This window comes from Pseudoalteromonas sp. MMG033, assembly GCF_057197785.1.
Genome location: NZ_CM170070.1, coordinates 580,885 through 605,692, shown reverse-complemented (window position 1 = coordinate 605,692; position 24,808 = coordinate 580,885). Strand labels below are relative to the sequence as shown.

Below are 24,808 nucleotides of genomic sequence, written 5' to 3'. Positions count from 1 at the left end.
ATGCTAGAAATAATTTATCAAGATGAACACTATGTGGCCATTAACAAACCATCTGGGCTGTTGGTTCATCGCTCCTTTTTAGACAAGCGAGAAACGCAATTTGCGATGCAAATGCTCAGAGATCAATTGGGTCAGCATGTATTCCCTGTGCATCGCCTAGACAGGCCAACCAGTGGGGTCTTGTTGTTTGCTTTGAGCTCAGAAGCGGCCAGAGATATGAACCAGGTGTTCATTGAAGGAGACATTCAAAAGCGCTACCTTGCTTTGGTTCGTGGCCACAGCAAAGACGAAATTTTTGTAGATAAACCGCTTAAAGAGCAATTGGATAAAATAGCGGATAAGTTCGCTGATCAAGACAAAGCACCTCAGGAGGCGCAGACGTTGGTGAGATGTCTGCATAAAGCAAGTCTCGATATTCCGTTTGGTAAATACCCAAGCATTCGTTATTCCTTGGTTGAGTGCTTTCCAAAAACCGGCAGAAAGCATCAGATCCGTAGGCATTTAAATCACTTATCAACACCAATAATAGGAGATGTAAATCATGGAGATAATAAACATAATCATTTTTTCCGTGATCATTTTGGCCTGCAAAGGCTGATGTTATTTGCAACTGAGCTAAAGTTTCTCCATCCTTATACTAAACAACCCATATTAATTCGCGCCAAGTTAGGTGAGGAAATGTTGGACATTTGCCGTCAGTTAGGTTGGCCGTCGACTCAGAAGGACTATCAGTAATGGCATCAATCACCTTGTTTGTAGGTAGTGTTTACGGTAATGCAGAGAATTTGGCTGAGCAGATACAGACTCATTTGAATGGACAAGGGCATGAAGCGCATATTGCAGCGCCAGCAACCATAGAGCATGTTAAATCGGCAGAGCATGCGCTGTTTGTTTCATCGACAACAGGACAAGGTGATATTCCAGATAATTTATACCCATTGTTTATTCAAATGCAGGCGCAAATGCCTATGCTGACCGACAAAAGTGTAGGTGTTGTCGCACTGGGTGATAGCAGCTATGGTGATACGTATTGTGGTGCTGGGCGTCAAATTGATGCGCTGATTCAACAATTGAATGCCAATATTATCCAGCCGCGATTAGATGTGGATGCAGGGGAGTACTTCGAGCCTTGGGAAGCGGTAGAGCCCTGGTTAGTAAAGTGGGTAGCTGCGTTATAAATATCAATAAAAAGGCCTCAATTGAGGCCTTTTTATTTAGGTGCGTTTAACATCGACTTTAAGTTTTAGTTTTTGTCCCGGCTGTAAGTACTTTTGCCCCGCGATGTTATTCCATTTTATGATGTCTTTGATGGTGACATTAAATTTGGATGCGATCCGTGCCAATGAATCTCCTTTACGTACTTTGTATGTGATGGAGCGCTCGGTTGTTTTAAGTCCCGCGGTTGTTGTCTTTGGCTGCGACTTATAAATAGTCAGTTTTTGACCAAGCTTCAGCACGGCACTGGTCTTGAGTTTATTCCAAGCCGCCAATTGTTTAATGGTGACATCGTGCTCTCGGCTAATATCCCATAATGTATCACCACTTTTCACCGTATGTGTGTGTTTACTTTGTTGGGTTTTATTCGCAACTTTTCTTACTGACGCAGGTAGATGCTCGCTTTTAAGCTCGCCTTCACTCAGAGGAACCAGTAGCTTTTGGCCTACACGAATAATGTGGCTATCCAGCTTATTGAGCGTTTGAATTGCCGATGGGCTGGTATCAAACTTACTCGCGATCACTGACAAACTATCTCCTCGGTTAACCGTGTAGTATTGCCAACGCAGTCGCTCTTGCATCGGGGTGCTTGCCAACTTAGTCTTAAACTGCTCAATTTTATCAGTGGGTAATAATAGACTGTGCGGACCTTTTGGATCGGTTGCCCAGCGATTGAAGCCCGGGTTTAATCGATATAACTCGGTTAATGAGATCCCCGCCATGTCCGCAGCCAATGCTAAGTCTATTTGTGTCCCGACTTCGACGGTGTCAACCACTTGTGCATTGATAATTTTATTCCATGTTACTTTAAACTCATCTTGGCGCATGAGCAGATCAGATAAAGCTAATAGCTTAGGTACATAGGCAGTGGTTTCTCTGGGTAAATCCAAAGACCAAAAATCCGTTGGAAGGTGCTTCTTGCGATTTTTTCTGATCGCACGCATGACTCGGCCTTCACCTGAGTTATATGCCGCAATGGCATTTAACCAGTCTCCGTCGAGTGTTTTGTGTAAATAGGTTAAATAATCTAGTGCTGCGCGAGTTGATTGAACAATGTCACGTCTGCCGTCATACCACCAGTTTTGTTTGAGATCGAAGCGTTCACCCGTTTGCGGCATAAATTGCCAAATGCCTGATGCACTGCGATGAGAGTAGCCAAATGGGTCAAATGCGCTTTCAACAATCGGTAATAGAGCGATTTCAATAGGCATTTGGCGTTTTTCTACCTCTTCAACAATAAAGTACAAATACGGTTCTGCGCGTTTAGAAATTCGATCTAAGTAAGATTGATGACGTTGATAATAGTTTCTTTCTGCTACGACAGGGCGATTTTGCGGCACCGGAATTGATAGCTGATAACGGATCCTTTCCCATACATCATCAAATACAGGGGGCGGCTCGTCAGCCTCAATGGGCTCTTGGATTGCGTGAGCAAGCACATCACTTATTTGTGCTGGACTGGCATGGTCACGCGTTTCGATTTGTTCGGATTGCGTTGTTTGAGTTGATGTTAATTCACAGCCTGTGATTAAACTTAACATCGCAATTATCAGCAGTGGCTTTTTCATAAATCTCTTTTTGTCGGGCAAAAACCCGACGATTCTACCCTTATCTCGACGAATTGGAAAGGCACGGTCGCACAGTACTGTACAGCGTTTAGAATTTATCAATGGTATAGACTCAACAGGTGCCGAAACGTGAATTTTTTTAAGACCAACACCTAAACGTACTCTCGTTGTCTGTCTACTTGGGAGCGATGGTACTAAAAGTTATCTTTCCATTGCCTTAACAGGGCAAACTTTTGCCAAAGGCTATTTGGTGTACTTTGTAAAGAAGCTGGCAGATGTGCCAATATATCTGCTTGATCTGAGCGCAAAAAAGGATTAACGGCCCGCTCATTGCCCATATTTGTCGGTAATGTGGGTAAGTCTTGTGCTCGTTGTAGCTGGCACCATGTGATGTAGTCAGACAGCTTTTTATTCTTTGGCTCTACGGCGTGCGCAAATGCGAGGTTTGCTAGTGTGTATTCATGTGTACAGTATATTTGGCAAGTATCAGGCAACTGTTTGAGAGACTCTAACGAGTACCACATTTGTTCAGCTGTTCCTTCAAAAAGGCGACCGCAACCACCACTAAATAAGGTATCCCCGGTGAATGCCAAGTCATCGTTGATATAACAGATGTGATCCAAGGTGTGTCCTGGTGTTTGCACAACTTTAAATGGAATGCCTGCTATAGTTACTGTGTCATCTTGCGTTAGTGGGTGTGTTATGCCGTCATATTTCGAATCTTTTGGGCCATAGACAGGTATATTAGGGAACTGTAATAGTAACTCAGCGACGCCGTCAGTATGGTCCCAGTGGTGATGAGTGATCAGGATCCCTGATAACGTACGATTGCTTTTGTTTAAAAAAGTTAATACAGGCTGACATTGGCCGGGGTCGACAACCCAAGTTGCATTGTCATGTTCATTGCATATTGCCCAGATATAGTTGTCGGTAAATGCCTTTATCGGTTCAACTTGCGCCATAACTCTTTGCTCTATAAAGTGAAGGTGTCAACAAGTATAACGAGCGAGCGGGATGAAACCAGCATTAAGTTTTCAGCAAGGGCCTAAACCACAGTCTTGGCAAGACTTTCCTCATGGGGAATACCTCAAAGCAGGGATTGAGCGGCGCATGGCACGCTGGCTGCCACGCATGTTTGGTTATCATATGCTAAAGCTAGGCTGTTTAAGCGGTCAGCTGGACACGTCTGAAAGCCCAATTGATCATCAAGTCTGCATTTCTTCTAGTGGCCCTCATGCTGGGGTAATAGCTGAAATAGATGAACTGCCTTTTTACGAGCACAGTGTTGATGCGTGCATTTTATCGCAATGTCTGGAGTACCACTCAGATCCCCACCATATTTTGCGTGAAGCACATCGTACCTTAATTCCCGGTGGCTATATTGTCATTACAGGATTTAATCCATTTAGTTTGTGTGGACTAGCACATATGTTACCGTTTAGCGGTGAAAAATTACCTTGGTCTGGGCGTTTCTTTACGCCTTCTAGGGTGAAAGATTGGTTAAACTTGCTCGGGTTCGAGATCATTGCCGATGAACGTTTTATTCACGCCTCACTTGCCAGAGGCTCTCGGTTATCCCGATTTGCCCCATGGCGTCGCTTTTGTCGACATTATTTAAAACCGATGGGCAGTGTATACATGTTGGTAGCGCGCAAACGGGTTGCGCCTTTGACGCCGATTAAACCAAAGTGGCATGCTCGCCCGAAATGGACGCCAGCTGTCAAAGGGGCGAGGTTAAAGCACAGTCGCAGCCGGCATGAAGTGAGTGGAAACGATTAAGGGTTATATCCCGTGTCGTCGAGTAAATCATCTTGCGAAGCTGCATCTCTTGCTAGGTTATCAACAAGCTCATTGTACTTATTGCCTGCGTGACCTTTAACCCAGCGCCATTGGATATCATGGCGTTGACATGCTTCATCTAGCCGTTGCCACAAATCAACATTTTTTACAGGTTGTTTAGCTGCCGTCTGCCAGTTACGCTTTTTCCAGTTGGCCAGCCAAGATTCAATGCCTTGTTTAACATATTGGCTATCTGTATAGAGCACAACTTGGCAAGGACGCTTTAGCGTCTCAAGTGCGACAATGGCTGCCAACATTTCCATTCGGTTGTTTGTGGTCAGTTGATAGCCTTGGCTCAGTTGCTTCTCATGGCCTTGATAGCTTAAATACACGCCATAACCACCAGGGCCTGGATTGCCAAGACATGAACCATCGGTATAAATTTCTACTGTTTTTTGCACGAATTCGCCTGTTTTATGTAGAATGGGCAGATAGACGCTAACCATAGCAAAGTTAGGCAGCCAACGGTATGCATAAAAGACAAGTAGTACTCGATACAGAAACCACCGGCATAGATCCAAAAGCCGGTCACAGGATCATTGAAATAGGGTGTGTGGAGCTCGTTAATAGACGCCTCACTGGAAACAATTTCCATGTGTATATAAATCCACAGCGGGATATTGAAGAAGAAGCCATTGATGTACACGGTATTACCAATGAGTTCTTGCGTGGTAAACCGTATTTTCACCAAGTCGCTCAAGAGTTTTTAGACTATATTGAAGGAGCCGAGCTGGTTATTCACAACGCGCCGTTCGATGTCGGCTTCATGGATCACGAATTCGCCAAGCTTAATCAGGGATTTCCTACTACCAATGATGTTTGTGAAGTACTGGATACATTAGTCATGGCCCGTGACTTGCATCCAGGACAGAAGAACAGTCTTGATGCTTTGTGTCGACGTTATGACATAGACAATTCTAAACGTACGCTGCACGGCGCACTACTGGATTCTGAGATCTTATCTGACGTTTACTTGGCAATGACCGGCGGTCAAAAAAAGCTGAATCTAGCTCAGCAATTAGAAGGTCAGCAACAAGGCGACTCAGGAGGAATAAGGCGTTTAGCCGCAGATAGGCCAAAGCTGCGAGTGATCCATGCCAGTGAAGATGAAGAAATAGCACATAATGAAAGAATGGAACTAGTCAACAAGGCATGTGGCCAAAGCCTATGGCAACAATAACGAGGTAAGAATCAATGCGCATCTGCTTAGCTGTGTTGTTTATGTTTGCAAGCTTGTTGGCTTATAGTGAAACGCCAGACATCACAATGTTAGAACGTGATGGGGTTTCTAATGAAATTCCGCTGCTAGACAATCGATTCCGCATTGATCACAACGTTGATAAAATCACTTTACTTTTTTTCCGAGCGCCCGGTGCACCCGCTGTGGTGCTAGTGAGGCCTGATGGCAGTAAGATTTACTCTATCCATTCTGTGAAAGATGAAAGTTTAGAATGGTTTGACGAGATCAGTTACGACCTCATTATTATCGATAAACCCATGCCGGGTCCTTGGCAAGTTTTGGGACAGATCTTAAGAGATAGTCGCATCATGGTGCTGGGTGAAATTGAACTCGCCGTGGACCCATTACCGCCTTTATTGTTTCGCGGTGAAATGCTTAAGGTAAATGGTCGAGTAACCAATGATGGTAAGCCTATTGATGTGGGCTATTTCAGAGATGTGGTTACTTTGTATGTGGAGTTTGTCAGTACCAATAATGAGCAATATGCGAATTTTGGTGCGGGCACACAAAGCGTGACCGAGTTTAAAGACGATGGTCGAGATTTTGACGAACGGCCATTAGATGGGATCTTTACCGGAGAATTTAAGCTTGTTTTTCCGGCTGGTGAGTGGCAGCCCGAGTTTTATATTGAAACACCGATTTTAAAACGGCGAGTTGTCAAAGATCCGATAGTAATAGCTGAGCCGCCATTTAGCTTTGAGTTGCAATTGGCAGACGATGAAGAATTTGAACATGAGTTAGTCATTAAGCTTAATCGTGAAATCGTCAAACCAGAAACCGTGATTTTACAAGGCAAGATTTTATACCCTAATGGCGAAGAGCAGCTATTTACACTCAATGAAGCGGAGCGCTTTTATCGCCAATTGCAAATTAAGAATTATGATTGGGGACGCTACAGTGTTCAGTTATCCGCATTTGGTGAAAACATTAATGGCCGTGAGTTTATGGCCACGATTCCTGATTATAACTTTGAAATAGAGCGTCCTATAGAAAAAGTTCCTGAACTGGTCAAGCCTATCTCACCTGAAGAGCTATTACAGGAGTCTGAGCCTGTTGAACCAGAAACAAGCCCTGTTTTATTAATTTCCATTGTTGTTGTGGGTAATCTGGTGATTTTATTTTTAGGTTGGTTGGTTTATCGGGTATTTGTCCAAAACAAGCCTATTAAATTTGCTATTCCTCTGCCCACCTCATTGCCATTTTTGAAGAAAAAATCGCAAACAGATGATGACGAGCTGGTGGTAGGCGATGAGAATGTAACTGATGAAAGCGATACTGATGCAGGAGATGTATTAAATTTATCCATGTCGGATGATAAGCGGTAAACTTTTAAATCAAATGTAGCCTTGTTGAAATCAGGCACTTTAGTCAAACGCCTGTTTTTTTGATTGAGTTCTATACAAGCTGCTGTAATTTTCGTCGTGTAACTGCATTAATCGCTAAAAATGCAGTTTTTTTCAAAAAAATAGTTGACTCTGAAAGGGGTCATTCGTATTATTCACGCCGCTGTCAGGGAGCACACCTTGTCAGTGAGATACAAAGTTATCGCGGAGTGGTAGTTCAGTTGGTTAGAATACCGGCCTGTCACGCCGGGGGTCGCGGGTTCGAGTCCCGTCCACTCCGCCACTTAATTTTGTATCGCGATGTAAGCTGGAGTGGTAGTTCAGTTGGTTAGAATACCGGCCTGTCACGCCGGGGGTCGCGGGTTCGAGTCCCGTCCACTCCGCCAACCGCTTACATATGTGCATTGCTTCTTTGGAGTGGTAGTTCAGTTGGTTAGAATACCGGCCTGTCACGCCGGGGGTCGCGGGTTCGAGTCCCGTCCACTCCGCCATTTAAATAAAGAAGTAAGCTAAATCACTTGGAGTGGTAGTTCAGTTGGTTAGAATACCGGCCTGTCACGCCGGGGGTCGCGGGTTCGAGTCCCGTCCACTCCGCCATTTGGCTTTTTAGTGTTTTAGCAAAAAAATATGACAATACGCTTACTGCGGAGTGGTAGTTCAGTTGGTTAGAATACCGGCCTGTCACGCCGGGGGTCGCGGGTTCGAGTCCCGTCCACTCCGCCATTTAGCGTAAAAAGATATCTCTGCGGAGTGGTAGTTCAGTTGGTTAGAATACCGGCCTGTCACGCCGGGGGTCGCGGGTTCGAGTCCCGTCCACTCCGCCATTTGATATCTTAAAGAACATATTCATGCCACTGCGGAGTGGTAGTTCAGTTGGTTAGAATACCGGCCTGTCACGCCGGGGGTCGCGGGTTCGAGTCCCGTCCACTCCGCCATTCATGTTTATCCTGCATGAATTATCTCCTCTATTATTTAAATCTCGTTTTAATCTGTTTTCCTTTATCTTTTCAATTTACAAGTCTCCCTATTCAAGCACTTATTAAAGCTAAAAACTAATGTCTGATTTTCATATCCTGTTGGAATTGTATACAGGGCATTGTATGAGATTCTAATGGGAGGTGGCTGAAAAGGGCATCCTTGCCTCTACTGATTAGTTATTTCCGTGGATAGCGTTCATCAGGGCTCTGAGCACTTGCTGATCGCGTTCTTGCTTGAGTAACGGCTTAAGCTTGTCTTTTATCTCTTGATTATGGGTCATTTGCTTTGCGGCTGCATTGATGGCGGCAACTCGCACTGCATTATTTTGCTGCTTTTGCGCAAAACCAATAACATTGTCTATTTGACGTTCAGAGAGTTGATTATTCCCCATGGCTGATAGCAATGCTTGCTGTGTGTCAGTATTCGATTCACTTTTGAGCGACTTTTCTAGATAGCCTAAACTTATTTCATTTGGCATGTTCCCCAAAGCCTGTGCGGCCTTTGCACGAAGCTTCGCATCATTATTTTGTAAGAACTTAGAAATACTCTCTTGGTGTGTCTCATCAGCACTGTTACCTAGTGCTGTCAGTAAAGTTGCCTGTTTTTTGGCATCGAGTGTGGTTACCAGTCTATCTGCCAGTGATTCCGTCAATGATTGAGCAAACTCACTACCTGCTTGATTACTTGCTATGACACCCAATACCATAAGCGCTGTACGTGCTAGTTTTTCATCGCTTGAGGTTAACACTTCACTGTCTATATGGCTGTAGATAGAGTCAATGAGCTCTGGAGATAAAGGGTGCTCGCTGTATTTTAATGCCATTAAACTGCGAAAGCGTTGATTGGCATCGAGCTCTGTATCTAAGTAGAGGTCAGTTAATAATTGATGGGCATAGGTAAAATCACTTTTACCAATCATAAGGAGTAAACGACTGAGCTGTTTATCTTCGAAGGAGCCCTGCTTGATCAAGCTGTGCAATGCATTTAGATGCATTTGGTTATCATAAAGAAGTTGTAGCAGTGCCTCTGTTGATAGAGCGCGTAAATCTTTGCTTAGCAGTAAGCCAGTAAAGCTTTTTGCACTGGCAAGCGGCACAGGCTTAGGCTTTGGGTATACGCTATTTAAAGGCAATTGTGGCCACTTTAATGGCGAGAGCGGCAATGACATTAACGCAATATTCGCTGCAATCGGTTGCTGTTTTTGAGTATATCGAATAGTTTGAGAGACATTGATATTGATATCGCCTTTGGCGCTTTCAACAAGGGTATTGTTGTATCCCTGTAATTCGCTTATCCAGCAATCCGTTAGGTTGAAAGTGAATAAATCTTGCTTTATGTGTGGTTTCTTAAAGGAAAATAGCTGAGTCCCTTGTGTCGTCAACGTGTAGTCTAACTTCTGCTTTTGAGTTGATTGATCTGCTCGTGCCTGATACTGAATTCGATAGCGACCAAGATTGTCATTTTCTTCCAAAATGACCGGTGCACTTAAATCGAGCTGTTTTACATGCTCGATATGAAACTGCTGATAAATGGCCATTAATTTTTGTTTATCTTCTGGCTTAAGCTTGGCTGCAAAGTGATAGTCTAAAATATCACCCGATGATGCGATTTTTACTGCAAATGGCACACTGTAATACAAGGCTTGAATTGGCGTATTGTCGAGCTGTAATTCAGCAGATGATAGCTGCAAACCTAGCCAGTAATGCGTGTCTGTTTTTAGTAAAGGTCGATACACCAAGTCGCCAGAGACGGTGAGTTTATTTTGACTTGGGGTGTTGAGCGTGGTCATTTTTGTACTTGCATGCGTTGTAAATTCGCCCCAGCGCGCACACTCTTGGCTGGCATTAACACTGCCAAAAGGCAGTGTTAATGTGCAAAGTAATAATGGGGTAACCCGTTTCATACTTTACTCGTTTAGAACTTAAAGCTATCGCTGTAATCCAGCATTTGCCATGTTTTATTATACAAAGCGCCTGTGTCATACAGGGTTTTTGTTGCTGTTTTAGTTGGGAATGAACAACAGAACTCATAACCTGGGTATTTCACCCAAAGGTATAACTCGCCTTCAATGGCCTTCATATGATTGCTTACATCAATACCATAGGTGATTTCAGAGTCGCTTATTGCTTTACTGATATCAGTATAAGCTGTTGCTGATAAGGTTTCAGAAATGATCAAAAAGTCGATGCCGATACCGCCACTGGCAACCAATAAATCAATGCCTGCTGTTGCATATGCATCGAGGCTTGCTGTTAAGATGTCACCACCGATACTAAAACGTTGATCTTCATATTTTAATTCTGCGCCTACGCCAACTTCACCTTTAATGCCCGCAGATACACTTACTGGCACAATAGCAATTGTGAAAGTCGTAGAGAATAACTTCTGCTCTTCACTCCAATCATGCGTGTAGCTTTCATCTAGTGCCGTAACAGAGTCTGATTCAGAAATGAGTGACTTGCCTAGCAGGGATACGCCCATAGAATAACTTACAGTACCATTCGCACCATCGGCAACACCACTGGCGCCTGCGGAGAATAAGTCGACGCTGTCATCAAACATATATAGATCAAAGCCGCCGCCACTTGATGCCCATGCATATCCGCCTTCTGTCGCTTTTAAAATGATCAGAGATAGGAAGCTTGGTACAACCGCGACTTTTGACTTATCACCATAGGTATTACTAAATAAGTCGAGTAAAATAAATTGCTCTGATGTTTGCTGACTAAGCGTAAAAGCCAAGTCATCGTTTGGCAAACTGCGCGCTGAACGGTTTGCTGAGTCAGTATGGGTCGGCAAATTATGCTTTGCCAATACGTCATCGTTTGGGGTGGTATCTTGATACAAGCTGTAAGGCACGTTTAAAGTGAAACTGTTATTGCTGGTATCTGCTTCGTCAAATTCTGACGTGTCATGTAAGGTGAAGCGAATATCAAAAGCGTTCTCGCTTGAGTTGACATCATAGGCTTGTCTAATTTTATGTAGCAGCGCGCCATTGACGGCAATGTCATATGGGAAATAGTGGCTTTGCTCAAACTGTGCAAAGGTGATGCGCATTTTCTCTGCATAGTGATCTTGGCCTTCTTGCCAGAAATGAGCCGTATACGCCTGATCTTCAATAATGATTTCTGCCGTGACATCCGCAGAGTTGACTGTGTTACCAAACTTACTTGCATCAATGTGACCAATGATATCCGAGCGCATTTGAGTAGGGTTACCTTCTGACTCCGCATCGCGAGTGCCAAACTCAGGGAACATGGCAAAGCCATCCCCGACGGTTGCTCTATCAAGCACAAAATCATGGTAATGGGATGAATCTATGGTGATTTGCGCATAGGTCACAAAATCATTGCTGTCATGTCCTCGCGAACGGTTGTCATCTAAGTTTGCCTCATCGGTAATGAGCTGGGCGCTGTCAACATAGGCAGCAATGACGTATTCACCACTGGGTATTTGCTCATTTGGAAACATCAGTGTTGCGGTGAAGCTTTGTGAGCCCGACTCTAGCTGTGTAATGTGGTGAACACCTAAGTTAAAGCCTTCTGGCTTGTCTTCGGTTTCAAGCTGCGCGACTTTATCTCTGGCAATTGCCATGAAAGTGACCCCAATGTTTTGGGTATCTAGCAATTCAGAGTTAATTGAATAATCGAGTGTAATTGGTTGGCCTGGTTGATAAATTGTTTGCTGCGGAGTTTTAATTTCAGTTAAAGCAACATTTGGTACTGGATCGGTTTGCGTGCTTATTTCAGGCGTGATGAGATTAGGTTTATTATCACTTTCACTGAAGCATGCAGTGAGCAAAAAAGGCATAGCTAATGCCAAATACTTAGAGCGCATCATGTTTATTTCACTATTTTTAATTACATCATGATGTTTTTATCATGAAAAAGTGGAATGATTGTGGAGAGGTATCGGGGAAATATGTCAATTATTGAAAATATATTCGTACATCTTTGAAAGCCAGTTTTTAATCTACTGGCTTTCGTTTTTGAACCGTTAACTGTCTTTAGGTTGTGGCGCGATACGTCTTATATCAGCTTCAACAGATTCCATTTTCGCCACCCTAAGCGCACCATCTGGCGTAATATCATAGTGCCAAATGAGCGGTTCTTGCCGTATTTTTGTCACCATGTGAGGAGATGAAAGAGGCATCTTCCAAATAATGTCTGTCTTTGACCAAGTGGACTGCCAGTAAAGCTCGCCGTTGACGAGGCGCGGATTTTTAATCATGTGAATCGCGTTTTTGGGAAGCGTGGTTAACGGCTGTTTTTGCGCGTCAAAATTTGCCAAAGATGAGGTTAAATATAGTGTATCGTCTTGTAGCACAATCCAGCTTTGTTGCTCGGTATCGAAAATTAAAAAATCGGATGTAAACTTGGTTTTAGTGAGCAAGCTGCCATCTAAATTAAAGGTATGGACAAATTGCGTATCACTGGACCAAATACTTTGCTGATCCAGCCAGCCAAATTGCCTTGGCATACTGCTGTGCTGACTATCAAAACTGATAATGACATCTTCTCTATCATACAGCACGAGCTCTTTATCTCGATTTGAGAGAATTTTACTGAGCTGTGGATCCCAGGCTAAAAAGCTAACCAGTTCATGGCCTTTATTAAACGACAGCTGCTTTAACTGGTTGTTAGAGTGCAGGTAGATCTCACATTGCCCAGTTCTACGTGACATAAAGACGGTTTCCCCTAAGTCATTGGTGACTGGCAGGAAGTCGTTACTTGAGCTAGAAAATATCGGTAGATCATCTTGGTCTCGAATGTTCACCTGCCAGGTTTCTGCTGCTGTATAAATATCGCCATTTTGGTCAATAGAGAGGTTACTAAACATCCCTTGAGAGGTTGCAAATACAGGGTAAGTTTGACCGTTTCTATGTTTACCGATTAAGTTGTAGTGGGCGCTATCATCATTACTCACTATCGTTTTTTTTTCTGGATCAAAATTAAAAAGCCAGATAGGGAAGCTCCAAGTCAAATGAACCTTGCCATCTAAACTGACTAAACGCGAGTTGTGCTCGGCATCGACAATGAGGTAATAAATTTGCTCTCCCCAAGCTCGAATCGCACCAACATACTTCTCATTTGCCTTTTTTGGTAATGGAATTTTAACTAATTGCTCTTGTTCTACTCGATATAAGTAAGCGCTATGTTCTGATTTTTCAATGATGGTTAACACCAACTCATTGTCAGATTGCCAAACTGGCGGGCGTATTACGTGGCATGGCATAGGCTCACTGCTGTGAATCATGTCACCATGCTCATCACTGATGTGCAGTATGCATTTGTCACCTTGATACTGCCAATAGGCAAGCTGCTTTCTCTCAGGATGCCAAGTAGGATGCGCAATGCGTGTGTCAAATGTGCGTGTTTGTTGGTACTGCCCCTTTTTATCTGTGATTTTTAGGGTGTTGAATTGTTCAATGTAGGCCAATAAGTCATATTGAACGTGCGCTGCAACATTAAACTCGACACCGAGTGCATAGGTAATGTCTTCACGTTCATATATTGGGGTTACAAGCTCATCCGGTGTTGATGAAAAAAATGCGATGGCACTAAAGCAAGCACCAGCAGAGAGAGTGAGTGCCCAGCAGCGCTTTTTAGTCAGTAGTGATTGAATTTGACCAGACAAGGATGACTTTGTATTGGCGAGTTGGTTTTGGGTCGTTATGTTGCCATCGTGCTTCACTGGCTCACTTTCTGACTGGCTGATGACAGACACTTCAGGTAAAAATAAATACCCTTTTTTTGGCACGGTTTTAATGTATAGCGGATTTTTAGCGCTATCTTGAAGCTCTTTACGCAGCTTAGTAAGTAGCTGATAGAGACTGTTTGCCTCAACAATGGTATTTGGCCAAAGTTGCTTATTGAGCATTTCTTTGGTGAGGACTTGGCCTTGTTGTATGATCAGTAAAGTGAGTAATCGAGCAACTTGTGGTTCCAGTTTACTCACAGTGTGAGTTTGTGTATTCCACAATTCATCCTTGTCATTAAAGAATTGCCAATGAGCAAATTGATAGCGTTTGTTTTCTTCATTGTCGATTTTTTTGGGGCTGTGTTCAACAGCAGTATTTTCACGATCCATCTTCCAACCTTGTTGTCATATTAGGCTCAATTCAAAGGTAACCTTGTTCAGGTTAAAGTCAATCTTGTTCAGCCATTTAAAACTATTCTTCAGAAAACCATAAGCTTTTAAACGCTCAATATTTGCTTATATAACAGCCCTCTAGATAAAAAGGGGAAATTGAATGAGGGCATGCAAGTGCAGTGTTTTAGCAATGGTTATAGGCTCAATTATACCTGTAAGTTATGCTAACTCACTCATTATTGACGGGAAACTTGATGATCAAGCTTGGCAGTCTGCACAAAAAATAGAAACGTTTTTTCAGGTTGTGCCAGCCACACATAAAGTGTTTAACGATAAGCTCAATGCACAGGTATTTTCGGATCAATCGGGCATTTATATTGGCATCATTAACTTTCAGCCTGAGCACAAACGTAAAAAGCAGTTTAATCTGCAAGATGGTTTTATGCAGGCTGATTTTAACCGCGTGTATATAGATTTTTCAGGTGATGGCAGCAGTGCTTACTTATTTGCAATCACACTCGGTGGTGGTACTCAAGATGCGGTGGTGACCTCACAGCGAACCACAGATCATGATTGGGATGGTGACTGGCAAAGCGCTTATCATGAGTATGGGACGCATTGGAGCAGTGAGATATTTATTCCTTGGCACAGTGTGTCATTCTCTCCAAAGCTCAACGAGCAGGGGTTAGCGACTATCGGGCTTGGGGTCCAGCTGTATGAGCTTGAGTCTAATCATATTTTTGCTAATCAGCAGCAAACATTATCTAACAGTGACTTCTTTTTAAATATGCCAAAGCTTGAAGTCAAAGTGCCTGTGCAATCTCAATTGAGTTTTGTTCCCTACATGACACACCAGCATCACTTTACTGAGCGTCAGGGGAAAAATAGAGAATCAGATGTGGGCTTTGATTTACTTTACAAACCAGCTCACAACCAAACTTTGTCTGTGGCAATGAACCCTGACTTTGCCCAAGTTGATAGTGACGACGTCGATGTAAATTACTCAGCGGTAGAGACCTTAAGGACTGATAAACGGCCCTTTTTTACTCAAGATATTAGTGTGTTTAATGTCGATGCGCTACAAGACACTAAGTTGATCCATACCCGCCGAATAGGGGCGAGCAGTGATGATGGTAGCGAGATGATCACGCCTATTGATGGAGCTGTACGTTTTGTTCATCAAGGCACACATAATCAATGGGGGGGATTTGCGGTACGCGAAAATAGCCTAGATAACACTGTGGGTAAACATTTCTATGCGGGCCGATATAGCTACCGAACGGCGAATTGGCGGACGGGGGTTTTAGCGACACATGTAGAGCGGCCTTGGCTTAACCGTCAAGCTCACAGTGCCGCTTGGGACAGCCAATATCAAAGTGAAACATGGTCAGTGCAAAGCGCTTTATTACTGAGCCAAATTGATGGTGAAGAGAAAAATACGGGTAATGGCGCGTCACTTGATATTGGCTATCAGTTCTCTCCAAATACCAGCGCGTCGGGCAAGTACTTACGGCTCAATCGACACTTTAATAACCGAGATATGGGTTACATGAAGCGTAACGATTGGCAGTTTATGAATTTAAACTTTAGCCATGCAGTGAACATTAACAATAATTGGTTAACGCGGGCCAAGCATGTATATGATGTCTCTTATGAAACGAATACAGATGGTTTAAAGCTACCCTCAAAGCAGGGGTATCGAGCGGAACTCATGATGAGTAATGGTGCACAATGGACGATGCAATTGGAGCATACCGGTAAGGGCTGGCAGGATAATATCGGCGCTGGCAGTATTGCGTTTGAACTCCCTGAAGCTTTTGAGGCGAGAGTATTATATGTCAGTCCTTATATAGGCAGTTTTAGCTGGGCCGCGAGTATAGAGTTTGATGAAGAAGGTTTATCTGGGCATGCTCAGCAATATGCGCTAGATATGACATGGATGCCACATGAAAACTGGAATATTAAGTTTAATAATTTTTATCGTAATGGCGATGGCTGGCTGGTCGCCAATAAGCGCAACCAAATCACAGAATATGATAGACGTTACTTTGTAAACACCATAGAAGTCTCTTCGTTGCTAGCTGATAACCTGGAGCTCTCAGCGAATGTGCAATGGTCTGTATTGGAGGCGGCAAGTAAAGAGATCTTTCAAGTAACTGAGCAAGGCTTGGTACGGCGAAATAATCTTGATACCAGCTTTGTTGATAAAGGTCTCATGTCCCAATTTAAATTACGATATCGACTGGGAGCATACTCTGACATTTATTTGGTGTATCGCCGTGGTGGCCGAGATATTGTCGCTTTGCAGCGGGACAACGTAGGCGAACAGGGATGGCTTGATGGCGTGGAGCAAAACTGGACTAGACCCGATGAGGACAGTGCGATTTTTAAGATGCGTTATCTATTCTAACTATGCAGAGTGAATAAATCTCAATTCACAACCTACGGCCCAGATTGCATACTAAATTTTTTTCCACGGAGCGAACTATGAAAGCAATTCTGGGCACTACTTTGTTAATAATTGGGTTGGGTGGTTGTCAAAGCCTGAACACGCCTAATGAACCTTTATATCAAACTCAGGATTGGGTCGCTGATGGGGAGTTTACAACCGGAGTAGAGGGACCCGCAGTCGATGCACGTGGTGTGTTATATGCGGTGAATTATAAAGAGCAGGGAACGATTGGCCAGATCACAGCGCAAAATAAGGCTTCTTTATACATCAAGCTTCCTAAAGGCAGCATAGGTAACGGGATCCGTTTTGATCAAAAAGGCAATATGTATATCGCAGATTATACGCAGCATAATATATTGCAAATAACGCCACAAAAGCAGATCCATGTTTTTGCCCATGAGCCTTCGATGAATCAACCTAACGATATTGCCATCGCAGACGATGGCACTTTGTATGCGAGTGACCCTAACTGGCAAGGTGGGAATGGTCAGGTATGGCGTATTAGCACAACAGGGCAAGTTGAGCGCTTAAAAAAAGACATGGGCACCACCAATGGCATAGAGATAAGCCCAGATAATACTGTGCTGTATGTAAATGAGAGTGTTCAGCAAAGGATCTGGGCGTTTGAGATAAACAAAAATGGACAGTTGGGTGAAGCAAGATTGTTTTACCAATTTGATGACCATGGTCTGGACGGGATGCGTACTGACGAACGTGGTAATTTGTATGTTGCTCGCTACGGCGCCGGTGAAGTTGCCATATTATCACCGAAAGGCGAGTTACTGAGAACGGTTAAATTGAAAGGTAAATATCCCACAAATGTGGCATTTGGCGGTAAGTCAGGCCGACAAGTCTTTGTGACTATGCAAAAGCGCGGTGCCATTGAAAGCTTTTATAGCGAATATGCGGGTAGAGCGATGACATCGCTTTGATGACTTGTTTAGATAAATTTTGCAACACTTTAACGATTCAAAAGTAAACGGGCTACTTGTTATTATGCACTAAAAATAATAAGTAGGCTGTTTATGATCAAAGTTGAAAATTTAACAAAAGTGTTTGTCCATAAACCCATTTTTGAAAAATATCATATCGAATTTAATGCGCCTAAAGTGTGCTTAGAAGCCCCGAATGGATTGGGTAAAAGTACCTTGTTTTCTATTATTTCGGGCATTGATCGCGCCTATAACGGCGCCATCTATTATGAGGGTGAGCAACTTAAAACACCGCAAGAAAAAGTCGCGTTGGCATCAGACAATATTGCGTTTCCCGTCTTTTTGACCGCGAAGCAACTGCTGAGCATGACTCAGCAAAGCTGGCATTGTCCTTCTCCTGACCAGCTGATTGAATTACTTGGCTTTTCTTCTTTTTTAGATACCACATTTAGCGCGCTGTCATCTGGTAACCAAAAGAAGTTGCAGCTGATCAATGCTTTGATGCGCCAAACACCTTATGTCATTTTAGATGAGCCCAGTGCGGCATTAGATCACCAAAGTACTCAACACCTTATTGATTATATACATAACTACCAAGGACAGATCCTGATCAGCTGCCATGAGCCTGCACCTTTTTTTGAGGTGGGCTTTGTGCCTCAACCGTTATTTGCAAGCTAGGAGGGCGCTTGGTTCATTATTATCGATATAGATTGAGTGCGTTTAAGGTAGAGCTGAAAGAGCTACGTCGTCAGTTGGCTGAGTTTTCTTTGCTTTTAGCGACGCTATTTTTTGTTTATTTACCAGGTTTGGCTTTAGGGATCTTTTTTGCGCTTGGCAAAATTGTGCAATATGAGTCAGAGTCTCAAGTGATTTACATGACATTTGGCTTTCTGCTTTTGCAAAGCCTGTTACTGCACACCTTAAAAAGTGCAGTGTTAGATACTGCGCATCGAAGTTATCACGGGACCTTATTAAAATCTAGAGTGCATCAATGGCTCGCGGATCAAGGTTTACTGCTGCTTTGCCATGTGTTGTTTTTATCGGCTTTACTGCTAGCGGTATCAATGGGGTGGGAAAACTTGCGCCAAGCACCACAGTTGATCATGTTTATGTTGAGTCAGCTTATGCTCGCAGCCATCTTACTTTATCGGCCAATCTCTGTTTTGGTGGTATTGGTAGCGGCATGCTTACTGACTTTTATATGCCAACACTTTATGACTTATTATGCGGCTTTGATGGTCTTGTTAGGTGTATCATTGTGGCTGCCACGTGATTACAAAGCGATAAAGCTGCGCAAAGTCACAGCGCATAGTTTTTGGGTGCAATGGACTCTTGAACAGCCATGGGTTGTGATCTGGCGTCTTGGAATGACGATTTTAACCTATTGGTGCATTTGGATAATTATTACAGAGCGTCCTGATCTAAAAAGTTACTACGTGGTGATGGCGCAATTGTTTGTAGTGCTTTGGTGGAGCAGCTTATTAATTGATACTAACAAGCAGGCTATTAAACATCGCAGTTTTTGGTACTCGTTATCTCAGTTCAAGCAGATGCAACGCAGCCAGTGTGTTTTTGTATTTAGCTTAACGACTCTGATGTTGCTTGGCGGCATTACCTTGTTGGGAAGTGGTACTTTTGAACTTGTAACCTTGTTTGCGACACCCTTGATGATGTGGGTTATTTTACACTCGGTGCGGTTTATGGCACTCACTTGGGCTATTGTCGTAGTGACGATTATGCTAGCCAAAGTTTTGGTAGAATAACCATGAAAAAGGCCGGATTATCCGGCCTTTTTATGATTAACTTTGTGGCTTAAGCAGCATCTACATTACTGTCTACCACCCTAGCTTTACCTGCAAGTAAATCGGCTGGGTCAAAATCATCAACATTAATCACTGCCAGTCTCTTGGCCTCAACAGCGGCAAGACTATCTGCTTCTTGCTGAGTCAAAATGCCACTTTCAAGGCCCATACTGGCGACTTTGTCTAGTTGCATAAACGGCAGCTTTTGACCTTTAGCGCGGCACACCTTGTCAAAGAGTGGCTCAATAGCCAAGATGTCTTTGAGTGTTTGCTCTTGCTTACCGATCAAGTTGCGCGGTTCGTCAGTGGTGTAGATGTAATTTGCCAGACGGTCACGTGTTTCATTAGGCGTTTGTAGCAACTTGGCAATATCGTGCTCCATTTGGTCTGTTGGCTTGCGCACAGGACGGCCAAATGGGAACAATATCAGCTTTAACGCTCCGCGAAGTGCCATTGATGGCATATTATTTATCAAGTCCGCTAGTGCACGTTGACACAAGTATAAATGCTCCTGACACGCCCATTTAACTAAAGGAAGATCTTCTTTTCTGCGGCCTTCATCGTTGTATCGCTTCAGCGTAGCTGACACTAAATACAAATAACTTAACAGATCACCTAATCGTGCTGAGATACGCTCTTTGCGTTTCAAGGAACCACCAAATACTGCCATGCAGATGTCAGACATCAGGGCCAATGAAGCGCTGTAACGCGCAGCATTACGGTAGTAGTCTGCTGTTTCATCATTAAATGGCACTTTAGTAAAACGACCGCCGGAGATGGCTAGCCACTTAGTGCGTACTAGATTAGAAATAGTAAAGCCAATATGACCCATTAATGCCGTATCAAAGCTATCAAGCGCTTCTTGCTTGTCTTTGATATTACATGCGTTTAATTCAGCCAAAACAAATGGGTGACAGCGAATAGCCCCTTGTCCGTAAATAATCATGTTACGGGTTAAGATGTTTGCACCTTCAACAGTAATGGCAATCGGCGCGCCTTGGTAGCCACGTCCCAAATAATTGTTTGGACCTAAGCAAATGCCTTTACCACCGTGAATATCCATAGCATGAATGGTCGCATCGCGCATTTGCTCAGTTAAGTGATATTTCAGGATAGCTGAGATCACAGATGGCTTTTCACCTGAGTCGACAGCCCCTGTAGACATGCTTAATGCAGCATCGCTACTGTATGCATAGCCGCCGAGTTTTGACAGCGCTTCTTCAATGCCTTCCATTTTGCCAATGGGTAGTTTGAACTGACGGCGAATACGGCTATACGCACCACTTGCCAGTGCTAACGTTTTTATGCCACCTGTTGAGTTCGAAGGCAGAGTAATTACACGGCCAACGGATAGGCACTCAACCAACATACGCCAGCCTTGCCCAGCCATTTTAGGGCCACCAATGATGAAATCTAATGGTACAAAAACGTCCTTACCGCGTGTTGGGCCATTTTGAAATGGTACATTTAATGGGAAGTGACGACGACCAATTTCAACACCCGGCATGGAGGTTGGAATAAGCGCACACGTGATACCAATATCTTCTTTATCACCTAGCAAGCCATCAGGATCTTGCATTTTAAATGCTAAGCCCAGCACGGTTGATACTGGTGCGAGCGTGATATAGCGTTTATTCCAAGTTAAACGGATCCCAAGCGTTTCTTTTCCTTCCCACTCGCCTTTACATACGACACCAAAATCTGGGATAGAGGAGGCATCTGAGCCCGCTTCAGGTGAAGTCAGTGCAAAACATGGGATTTCATCACCTACTGCGAGGCGAGGTAAATAATGGTCTTTTTGCTCTTGCGTACCATAATGCTGAAGTAATTCACCTGGGCCTAATGAGTTTGGCACCCCGACGATTGAAGATAATAGTGTTGATTTACTTGTTAATTTTTGTAGCACGCACGATTGTGCATATGCTGAAAACTCTAGACCACCGTATTGTTTTTTGATGATCATGGCAAAAAACTTTTTGTCTTTAAGGTATTGCCACACTTCTTGCGGTAAATCTGTTAACTCATGGGTCGCTTCCCAATCGTCCAACATGGCACAGACTTCTTCAACTGGGCCGTTTAAAAAAGCCTGCTCTTCGGCTGTTAATCTCGGTTTTGCAAACTGATGTAGTTTGTTCCAGTTTGGATTACCGCAGAATAAATCAGCTTCCCACCAAGTTGTCCCTGCGTCGATCGCGGACTTTTCAGTTTCAGACATGGTAGGGGTGACTTTTTTAAATGCTTTGAAAAGAGGAGCAACAATATATTGTTGACGGATATTAGTGACAGAAAATGGGATTGCAACGGCTAAGAAAATTAACCAAGACAATGGACCAAAGGCGTCGGCAAAGGTACCGACAACCAAAGTCGCGGCTGCAACACCCAAACAGGTATTCCAGCTGGCGCGATGATAGCAGGCTGCACTGACCAGTGCTATCAAAGCGATAGTAAATAAAAGTGTCATGTTGTTCTTCCTTATTAGAGGTCTGACCACATGATTAAGGCTAGCTTGTCTGACCAGTTATTTCAAGCAAAAAAGCCTCCCAAATATCATTTTAGAAGCCAATTTTTGACCACACCAGTGTATTGTCACACTTAAAAATTGTTCAATTGCCAATTTTGTAAACTTATCTATATTACAAAAAAGACCTAAGGAGGGGTTATTTATGCAATTGGGGAATATAAGTCTCATTGTGATGACATTCACTGCCATGTTGCTCAGTGTTGAAGCATTTGAGTATGCGATTCTTATCAATTTTATCAGTAGCATAGTGTGCGCATGTTATGCATACAGAGGTATGCACACGACGGCTTTATTGCTAGCTTGGTGCAATGTACACGCCTTTGTATTTAGTCCATTAGTCAACGTGAGTGAACAGCCAAGCGTTAAGCTCTTAGTGCTATTTTTATTGAGCCTCATGTTTGGTGCATTTGGTATTGGTGCAAGGCGGAGCTAGGGTCTGTGCAATAGCTGAGTTACAATAGAGTTCCGTGCGACGTTTAGGAATAAAATTACATGAAGATCTTGGCTGATCAGAACATGCCTTTGGTGGAAGAGTTTTTCTCAAGTTTTGGAGAGGTAACCCGTTTTGACGGGCGTGCAGTGAGTGCTGAGCAAGTGCAAGATGCAGATGTGTTATTAACGCGCTCGATCACGCAAGTTAACCAAGCACTGCTAGACAATGCAGACAATCTTAAGTTTGTTGGTACGGCCACAATTGGTGTGGATCATATTGATCAAACGTATTTAGCAACCCGTGATATTGCTTTTTCTAGTGCGCCTGGGTGCAATGCGGTTGCTGTGGCTGAATACGTGATCAGTGCTTTGTATGCGTACAGTCAGGATCGCGATGTTGAACTGCGCGGTAAAAAATTAGCCATTGTCGGTGTGGGCAATATTGGTGCGTGCTTGCAACAAAAGCTAGCGCACAGTGGTATTGAACTTATTTTGTGTGATCCAGTGTTGGCTGAGCAAGGCAAACTTAATGAGCATGTAGACATTGATACCGCGTTGGCGCAAGCTGACTTTGTCACCTTTCATGTGCCTCTAGTGAAAAGTGGCGTTCATCAAACCAAGCACTTATTAAATAAAGAAAGAATTAAGCAGTTAAAGCCTAACATGTTAGTTATCAATGCCAGTCGCGGTGATGTGATTGATAATCAAGCCCTCTTGGCTGCTAAGCAAGCTGGGCAGAAGTTAGAATTGATTTTAGATGTTTGGGAAAATGAGCCAAATATTTTGACTGAGTTGATGGCGCATTGCCTGTATACATCAGTGCATATTGCTGGACACACTTTGGAAGGCAAAGCGCGGGGAACGCAAATGCTGTATCAGGCTCTATGTAAAACGCTTGACGTTGAGCCAACTAAGCGATTGGACACTTTTTTACCCACACCTGCGATAAGTCAATGTCAGCTCAATAATACGTTCACTGAAAGAGATTATGGTCGTATTGTACATATGATCTATGATATTCGCCGTGATAATGGTTTAATGCGAGCCAATTTAGAAAGTCAGGGTTTTGATGTATTACGTAAGCAATACCCGCCGAGAAGAGAATTTTCAACGTTGAACATCGTGTCGCAGCCAAGCCACACGCAAAAGTTACAACAACTTGGCTTTCAAGTAGAAATGAATGAGGAATAAACATGTCGCAGAAATTTAACGTGGCGGTACTGGGCGCAACAGGCCTAGTCGGTAAGCAGATCATTGAAACATTAGCCGAAAGAAAATTTCCAGTTGATAAACTGTACCCGCTGGCGAGCAGCCGAAGTGCAGGCGAAGAAATTGATTTCATGGGTGAAAAAGTCACCGTGCTTGATGTTGAAGAGTTTGACTTTGCAGATGCGCATATAGGCTTATTTTCTGCCGGCGGCAGTGTATCAGAAAAATATGCACCGATCGCGGCTGAAGCGGGTTGTATCGTGATAGATAACACATCACATTTTAGATACGACTATGATGTGCCTTTAGTTGTTCCTGAAGTAAACGCGAGCAGCCTAGCTGATTTTAGAAATCGCAATATTATTGCCAACCCGAATTGTTCGACGATTCAAATGCTGGTGGCGCTGAAGCCAATTTATGATGCCTATGGTATTGATAGAATTAATGTATCCACTTATCAAGCGGTATCAGGCGCGGGTAAAGAAGCCGTTGATGAGCTAGCTAAGCAAACGGCTAATTTAATGAATGCAAGACCGATGGAAAATGATGTATTTCCAAAGCAAATTGCATTTAATGTCATTCCGCAAATAGATACTTTCCAAGAAAACGGCTACACCAAAGAAGAGATGAAAATGGTGTGGGAAACGCAAAAGATTCTTGGAGATAGCAGCGTAATGGTGAACCCAACAGCTGTGCGTGTCCCAGTGTTTTTTGGCCATGCCGAAGCGATTCATTTAGAAACACGCATGCCTTTTGATTTAGAGCATGTAAAGCAGTTGCTTGCTGATGCGCCTGGTGTGGAGCTCATTGAAAATGAAGAAGATTACCCAACTCCAGTCAGTGATGCCAGTGGCAATGATACCGTGTATGTAGGCCGACTTAGAGCTGATATTTCACACCCAATGGGACTAAACTTATGGGTTGTGTCTGATAATACGCGCAAAGGTGCCGCGACAAATAGTGTGCAAATTGCTGAAGAGCTAGTCGCAAATTACCTTTAATTTTACTGTGGGGCAAAATGCAATGGCAGCATTTTGCCCCACAGATTGCACAAATCCTTCTTTTTACCACCTCCCTGATTTATAAAACATTTTCATTCTAATCATAAAGTACTATGCCAGTGTTAATATTCACTACGCTGACAATGGATATTCCCTAATAACTGGTTTATAGTTTGCAATTGG

At 43.4% G+C, this 24,808-nt stretch carries 19 protein-coding genes and 7 tRNA genes; 19 read left to right on the top strand and 7 right to left on the bottom strand.

Annotated features, from left to right (window positions below):
• Together truC and AC2CZC_RS02795 are read left to right on the top strand one after the other, a co-directional pair.
• Positions 1-735, top strand: coding sequence for a tRNA pseudouridine(65) synthase TruC (gene truC, locus AC2CZC_RS02800; RefSeq protein WP_484583756.1), 735 nt, complete (start codon positions 1-3; stop codon positions 733-735).
• The gene (locus AC2CZC_RS02795; protein ID WP_484583755.1) at positions 735-1,178 is read left to right on the top strand and encodes a flavodoxin domain-containing protein; all 444 of its coding nucleotides are present in this window, start codon (positions 735-737) and stop codon (positions 1,176-1,178) included. Before truC ends, AC2CZC_RS02795 begins: the two co-directional genes overlap by 1 nt.
• Positions 1,179-1,214: 36 nt before the next feature.
• Here the strand turns inward: AC2CZC_RS02795 and AC2CZC_RS02790 are convergent, their stop codons facing one another.
• Together AC2CZC_RS02790 and gloB are read right to left on the bottom strand one after the other, a co-directional pair.
• Entirely contained in the window at positions 1,215-2,783 is a 1,569-nt protein-coding gene (locus tag AC2CZC_RS02790; RefSeq protein WP_484583754.1) for a lytic transglycosylase, read from the bottom strand.
• Positions 2,784-2,977: 194 nt separating this feature from the next.
• On the bottom strand, positions 2,978-3,745 hold the full coding sequence (gloB, locus tag AC2CZC_RS02785; RefSeq protein WP_484583753.1) for a hydroxyacylglutathione hydrolase: 768 nt from the start codon (positions 3,743-3,745) through the stop codon (positions 2,978-2,980).
• A 52-nt stretch (positions 3,746-3,797) separates the two neighbouring features.
• On the opposite strand from gloB, the gene AC2CZC_RS02780 reads away from it, so the two are divergent.
• Positions 3,798-4,562, top strand: coding sequence for a class I SAM-dependent methyltransferase (locus tag AC2CZC_RS02780; RefSeq protein WP_284020324.1), 765 nt, complete (start codon positions 3,798-3,800; stop codon positions 4,560-4,562).
• Here the strand turns inward: AC2CZC_RS02780 and rnhA are convergent.
• Entirely contained in the window at positions 4,559-5,023 is a 465-nt protein-coding gene (gene rnhA / locus AC2CZC_RS02775) for a ribonuclease HI (RefSeq protein WP_484583752.1), read from the bottom strand. The genes AC2CZC_RS02780 and rnhA overlap by 4 nt on opposite strands.
• 68 nt (positions 5,024-5,091) lie before the next feature.
• Between rnhA and dnaQ the strand changes: the two genes are divergently transcribed.
• The 9 genes from dnaQ to AC2CZC_RS02730 all read left to right on the top strand — a co-directional run bounded on the left by dnaQ (position 5,092) and on the right by AC2CZC_RS02730 (position 8,140).
• Positions 5,092-5,802, top strand: a complete 711-nt coding sequence (gene dnaQ, locus AC2CZC_RS02770) for a DNA polymerase III subunit epsilon (RefSeq protein ID WP_484583751.1) — start codon at positions 5,092-5,094, stop codon at positions 5,800-5,802.
• Positions 5,803-5,816: 14 nt separating this feature from the next.
• Complete coding sequence (locus AC2CZC_RS02765) at positions 5,817-7,187, top strand: TIGR03503 family protein (protein WP_484583750.1); 1,371 nt, start codon at positions 5,817-5,819, stop codon at positions 7,185-7,187.
• Between the two features lie 224 nt (positions 7,188-7,411).
• Positions 7,412-7,488, top strand: a tRNA-Asp gene (locus AC2CZC_RS02760).
• Between the two features lie 26 nt (positions 7,489-7,514).
• Positions 7,515-7,591, top strand: a tRNA-Asp gene (locus AC2CZC_RS02755).
• A 28-nt stretch (positions 7,592-7,619) separates the two neighbouring features.
• A tRNA-Asp gene (locus tag AC2CZC_RS02750) sits at positions 7,620-7,696 on the top strand.
• 29 nt (positions 7,697-7,725) lie between these two features.
• Positions 7,726-7,802 (top strand) — tRNA-Asp (locus tag AC2CZC_RS02745).
• 49 nt (positions 7,803-7,851) lie between these two features.
• A tRNA-Asp gene (locus AC2CZC_RS02740) sits at positions 7,852-7,928 on the top strand.
• A 24-nt stretch (positions 7,929-7,952) separates the two neighbouring features.
• Positions 7,953-8,029, top strand: a tRNA-Asp gene (locus AC2CZC_RS02735).
• Between the two features lie 34 nt (positions 8,030-8,063).
• Positions 8,064-8,140: transfer RNA gene (locus AC2CZC_RS02730), tRNA-Asp, on the top strand.
• A 215-nt stretch (positions 8,141-8,355) separates the two neighbouring features.
• Here the strand turns inward: AC2CZC_RS02730 and AC2CZC_RS02725 are convergent.
• From AC2CZC_RS02725 to AC2CZC_RS02715, 3 genes are all read right to left on the bottom strand, one after another.
• Positions 8,356-10,086, bottom strand: coding sequence for a HEAT repeat domain-containing protein (locus tag AC2CZC_RS02725; protein WP_484583749.1), 1,731 nt, complete (start codon positions 10,084-10,086; stop codon positions 8,356-8,358).
• A gap of 11 nt (positions 10,087-10,097) precedes the next feature.
• Complete coding sequence (locus AC2CZC_RS02720) at positions 10,098-12,023, bottom strand: hypothetical protein (RefSeq protein WP_484583748.1); 1,926 nt, start codon at positions 12,021-12,023, stop codon at positions 10,098-10,100.
• 156 nt (positions 12,024-12,179) lie between these two features.
• A complete protein-coding gene (locus tag AC2CZC_RS02715; protein WP_484583747.1) occupies positions 12,180-14,273 on the bottom strand; it encodes a winged helix-turn-helix domain-containing protein in 2,094 nt (697 codons plus the stop codon).
• 163 nt (positions 14,274-14,436) lie between these two features.
• On the opposite strand from AC2CZC_RS02715, the gene AC2CZC_RS02710 reads away from it, so the two are divergent.
• From AC2CZC_RS02710 to AC2CZC_RS02695, 4 genes are all read left to right on the top strand, one after another.
• Positions 14,437-16,686, top strand: coding sequence for a DUF5916 domain-containing protein (locus tag AC2CZC_RS02710; RefSeq protein ID WP_484583746.1), 2,250 nt, complete (start codon positions 14,437-14,439; stop codon positions 16,684-16,686).
• Positions 16,687-16,763: 77 nt separating this feature from the next.
• Positions 16,764-17,660 (top strand): SMP-30/gluconolactonase/LRE family protein, encoded by an 897-nt coding sequence (locus AC2CZC_RS02705; protein WP_484583745.1) that lies wholly within the window; start codon positions 16,764-16,766, stop codon positions 17,658-17,660.
• 93 nt (positions 17,661-17,753) lie between these two features.
• Complete coding sequence (locus AC2CZC_RS02700; RefSeq protein ID WP_484583744.1) at positions 17,754-18,338, top strand: ATP-binding cassette domain-containing protein; 585 nt, start codon at positions 17,754-17,756, stop codon at positions 18,336-18,338.
• Positions 18,339-18,346: 8 nt separating this feature from the next.
• Positions 18,347-19,423, top strand: coding sequence for a DUF6136 family protein (locus AC2CZC_RS02695; RefSeq protein WP_484583743.1), 1,077 nt, complete (start codon positions 18,347-18,349; stop codon positions 19,421-19,423).
• A 49-nt stretch (positions 19,424-19,472) separates the two neighbouring features.
• Here AC2CZC_RS02695 and fadE read toward each other — a convergent pair whose 3' ends face one another.
• Positions 19,473-21,923, bottom strand: a complete 2,451-nt coding sequence (gene fadE / locus AC2CZC_RS02690) for an acyl-CoA dehydrogenase FadE (RefSeq protein ID WP_484583742.1) — start codon at positions 21,921-21,923, stop codon at positions 19,473-19,475.
• Between the two features lie 202 nt (positions 21,924-22,125).
• On the opposite strand from fadE, the gene AC2CZC_RS02685 reads away from it, so the two are divergent.
• Genes AC2CZC_RS02685 through AC2CZC_RS02675 form a run of 3 tightly spaced genes read left to right on the top strand, consistent with a single transcriptional unit; the run spans position 22,126 to position 24,625 of the window.
• Entirely contained in the window at positions 22,126-22,416 is a 291-nt protein-coding gene (locus AC2CZC_RS02685) for a DUF6419 family natural product biosynthesis protein (protein ID WP_484583741.1), read from the top strand.
• A gap of 59 nt (positions 22,417-22,475) precedes the next feature.
• Positions 22,476-23,606: a 4-phosphoerythronate dehydrogenase gene (locus AC2CZC_RS02680; RefSeq protein WP_484583740.1), complete on the top strand. Its 1,131-nt coding sequence runs from the start codon at positions 22,476-22,478 to the stop codon at positions 23,604-23,606.
• A 2-nt stretch (positions 23,607-23,608) separates the two neighbouring features.
• Complete coding sequence (locus AC2CZC_RS02675; protein WP_063363554.1) at positions 23,609-24,625, top strand: aspartate-semialdehyde dehydrogenase; 1,017 nt, start codon at positions 23,609-23,611, stop codon at positions 24,623-24,625.
• The last annotated feature ends 183 nt before the right edge of the window (positions 24,626-24,808 follow it).

Bases quoted from the DNA above. Each gene is read 5' to 3' on its own strand.
- AC2CZC_RS02675 (WP_063363554.1), top strand. From the start codon at position 23,609: ATGTCGCAGAAATTTAACGTGGCGGTACTGGGCGCAACAGGCCTAGTC.
- gloB (WP_484583753.1), bottom strand. From the start codon at position 3,745: ATGGCGCAAGTTGAACCGATAAAGGCATTTACCGACAACTATATCTGG.
- fadE (WP_484583742.1), bottom strand. From the start codon at position 21,923: ATGACACTTTTATTTACTATCGCTTTGATAGCACTGGTCAGTGCAGCC.
- AC2CZC_RS02705 (WP_484583745.1), top strand. From the start codon at position 16,764: ATGAAAGCAATTCTGGGCACTACTTTGTTAATAATTGGGTTGGGTGGT.
- AC2CZC_RS02700 (WP_484583744.1), top strand. From the start codon at position 17,754: ATGATCAAAGTTGAAAATTTAACAAAAGTGTTTGTCCATAAACCCATT.
- AC2CZC_RS02780 (WP_284020324.1), top strand. From the start codon at position 3,798: ATGAAACCAGCATTAAGTTTTCAGCAAGGGCCTAAACCACAGTCTTGG.
- dnaQ (WP_484583751.1), top strand. From the start codon at position 5,092: ATGCATAAAAGACAAGTAGTACTCGATACAGAAACCACCGGCATAGAT.
- AC2CZC_RS02725 (WP_484583749.1), bottom strand. From the start codon at position 10,086: ATGAAACGGGTTACCCCATTATTACTTTGCACATTAACACTGCCTTTT.
- AC2CZC_RS02715 (WP_484583747.1), bottom strand. From the start codon at position 14,273: ATGGATCGTGAAAATACTGCTGTTGAACACAGCCCCAAAAAAATCGAC.
- AC2CZC_RS02685 (WP_484583741.1), top strand. From the start codon at position 22,126: ATGCAATTGGGGAATATAAGTCTCATTGTGATGACATTCACTGCCATG.
- AC2CZC_RS02720 (WP_484583748.1), bottom strand. From the start codon at position 12,023: ATGATGCGCTCTAAGTATTTGGCATTAGCTATGCCTTTTTTGCTCACT.
- AC2CZC_RS02680 (WP_484583740.1), top strand. From the start codon at position 22,476: ATGAAGATCTTGGCTGATCAGAACATGCCTTTGGTGGAAGAGTTTTTC.
- AC2CZC_RS02795 (WP_484583755.1), top strand. From the start codon at position 735: ATGGCATCAATCACCTTGTTTGTAGGTAGTGTTTACGGTAATGCAGAG.
- AC2CZC_RS02790 (WP_484583754.1), bottom strand. From the start codon at position 2,783: ATGAAAAAGCCACTGCTGATAATTGCGATGTTAAGTTTAATCACAGGC.
- AC2CZC_RS02765 (WP_484583750.1), top strand. From the start codon at position 5,817: ATGCGCATCTGCTTAGCTGTGTTGTTTATGTTTGCAAGCTTGTTGGCT.
- AC2CZC_RS02710 (WP_484583746.1), top strand. From the start codon at position 14,437: ATGAGGGCATGCAAGTGCAGTGTTTTAGCAATGGTTATAGGCTCAATT.
- truC (WP_484583756.1), top strand. From the start codon at position 1: ATGCTAGAAATAATTTATCAAGATGAACACTATGTGGCCATTAACAAA.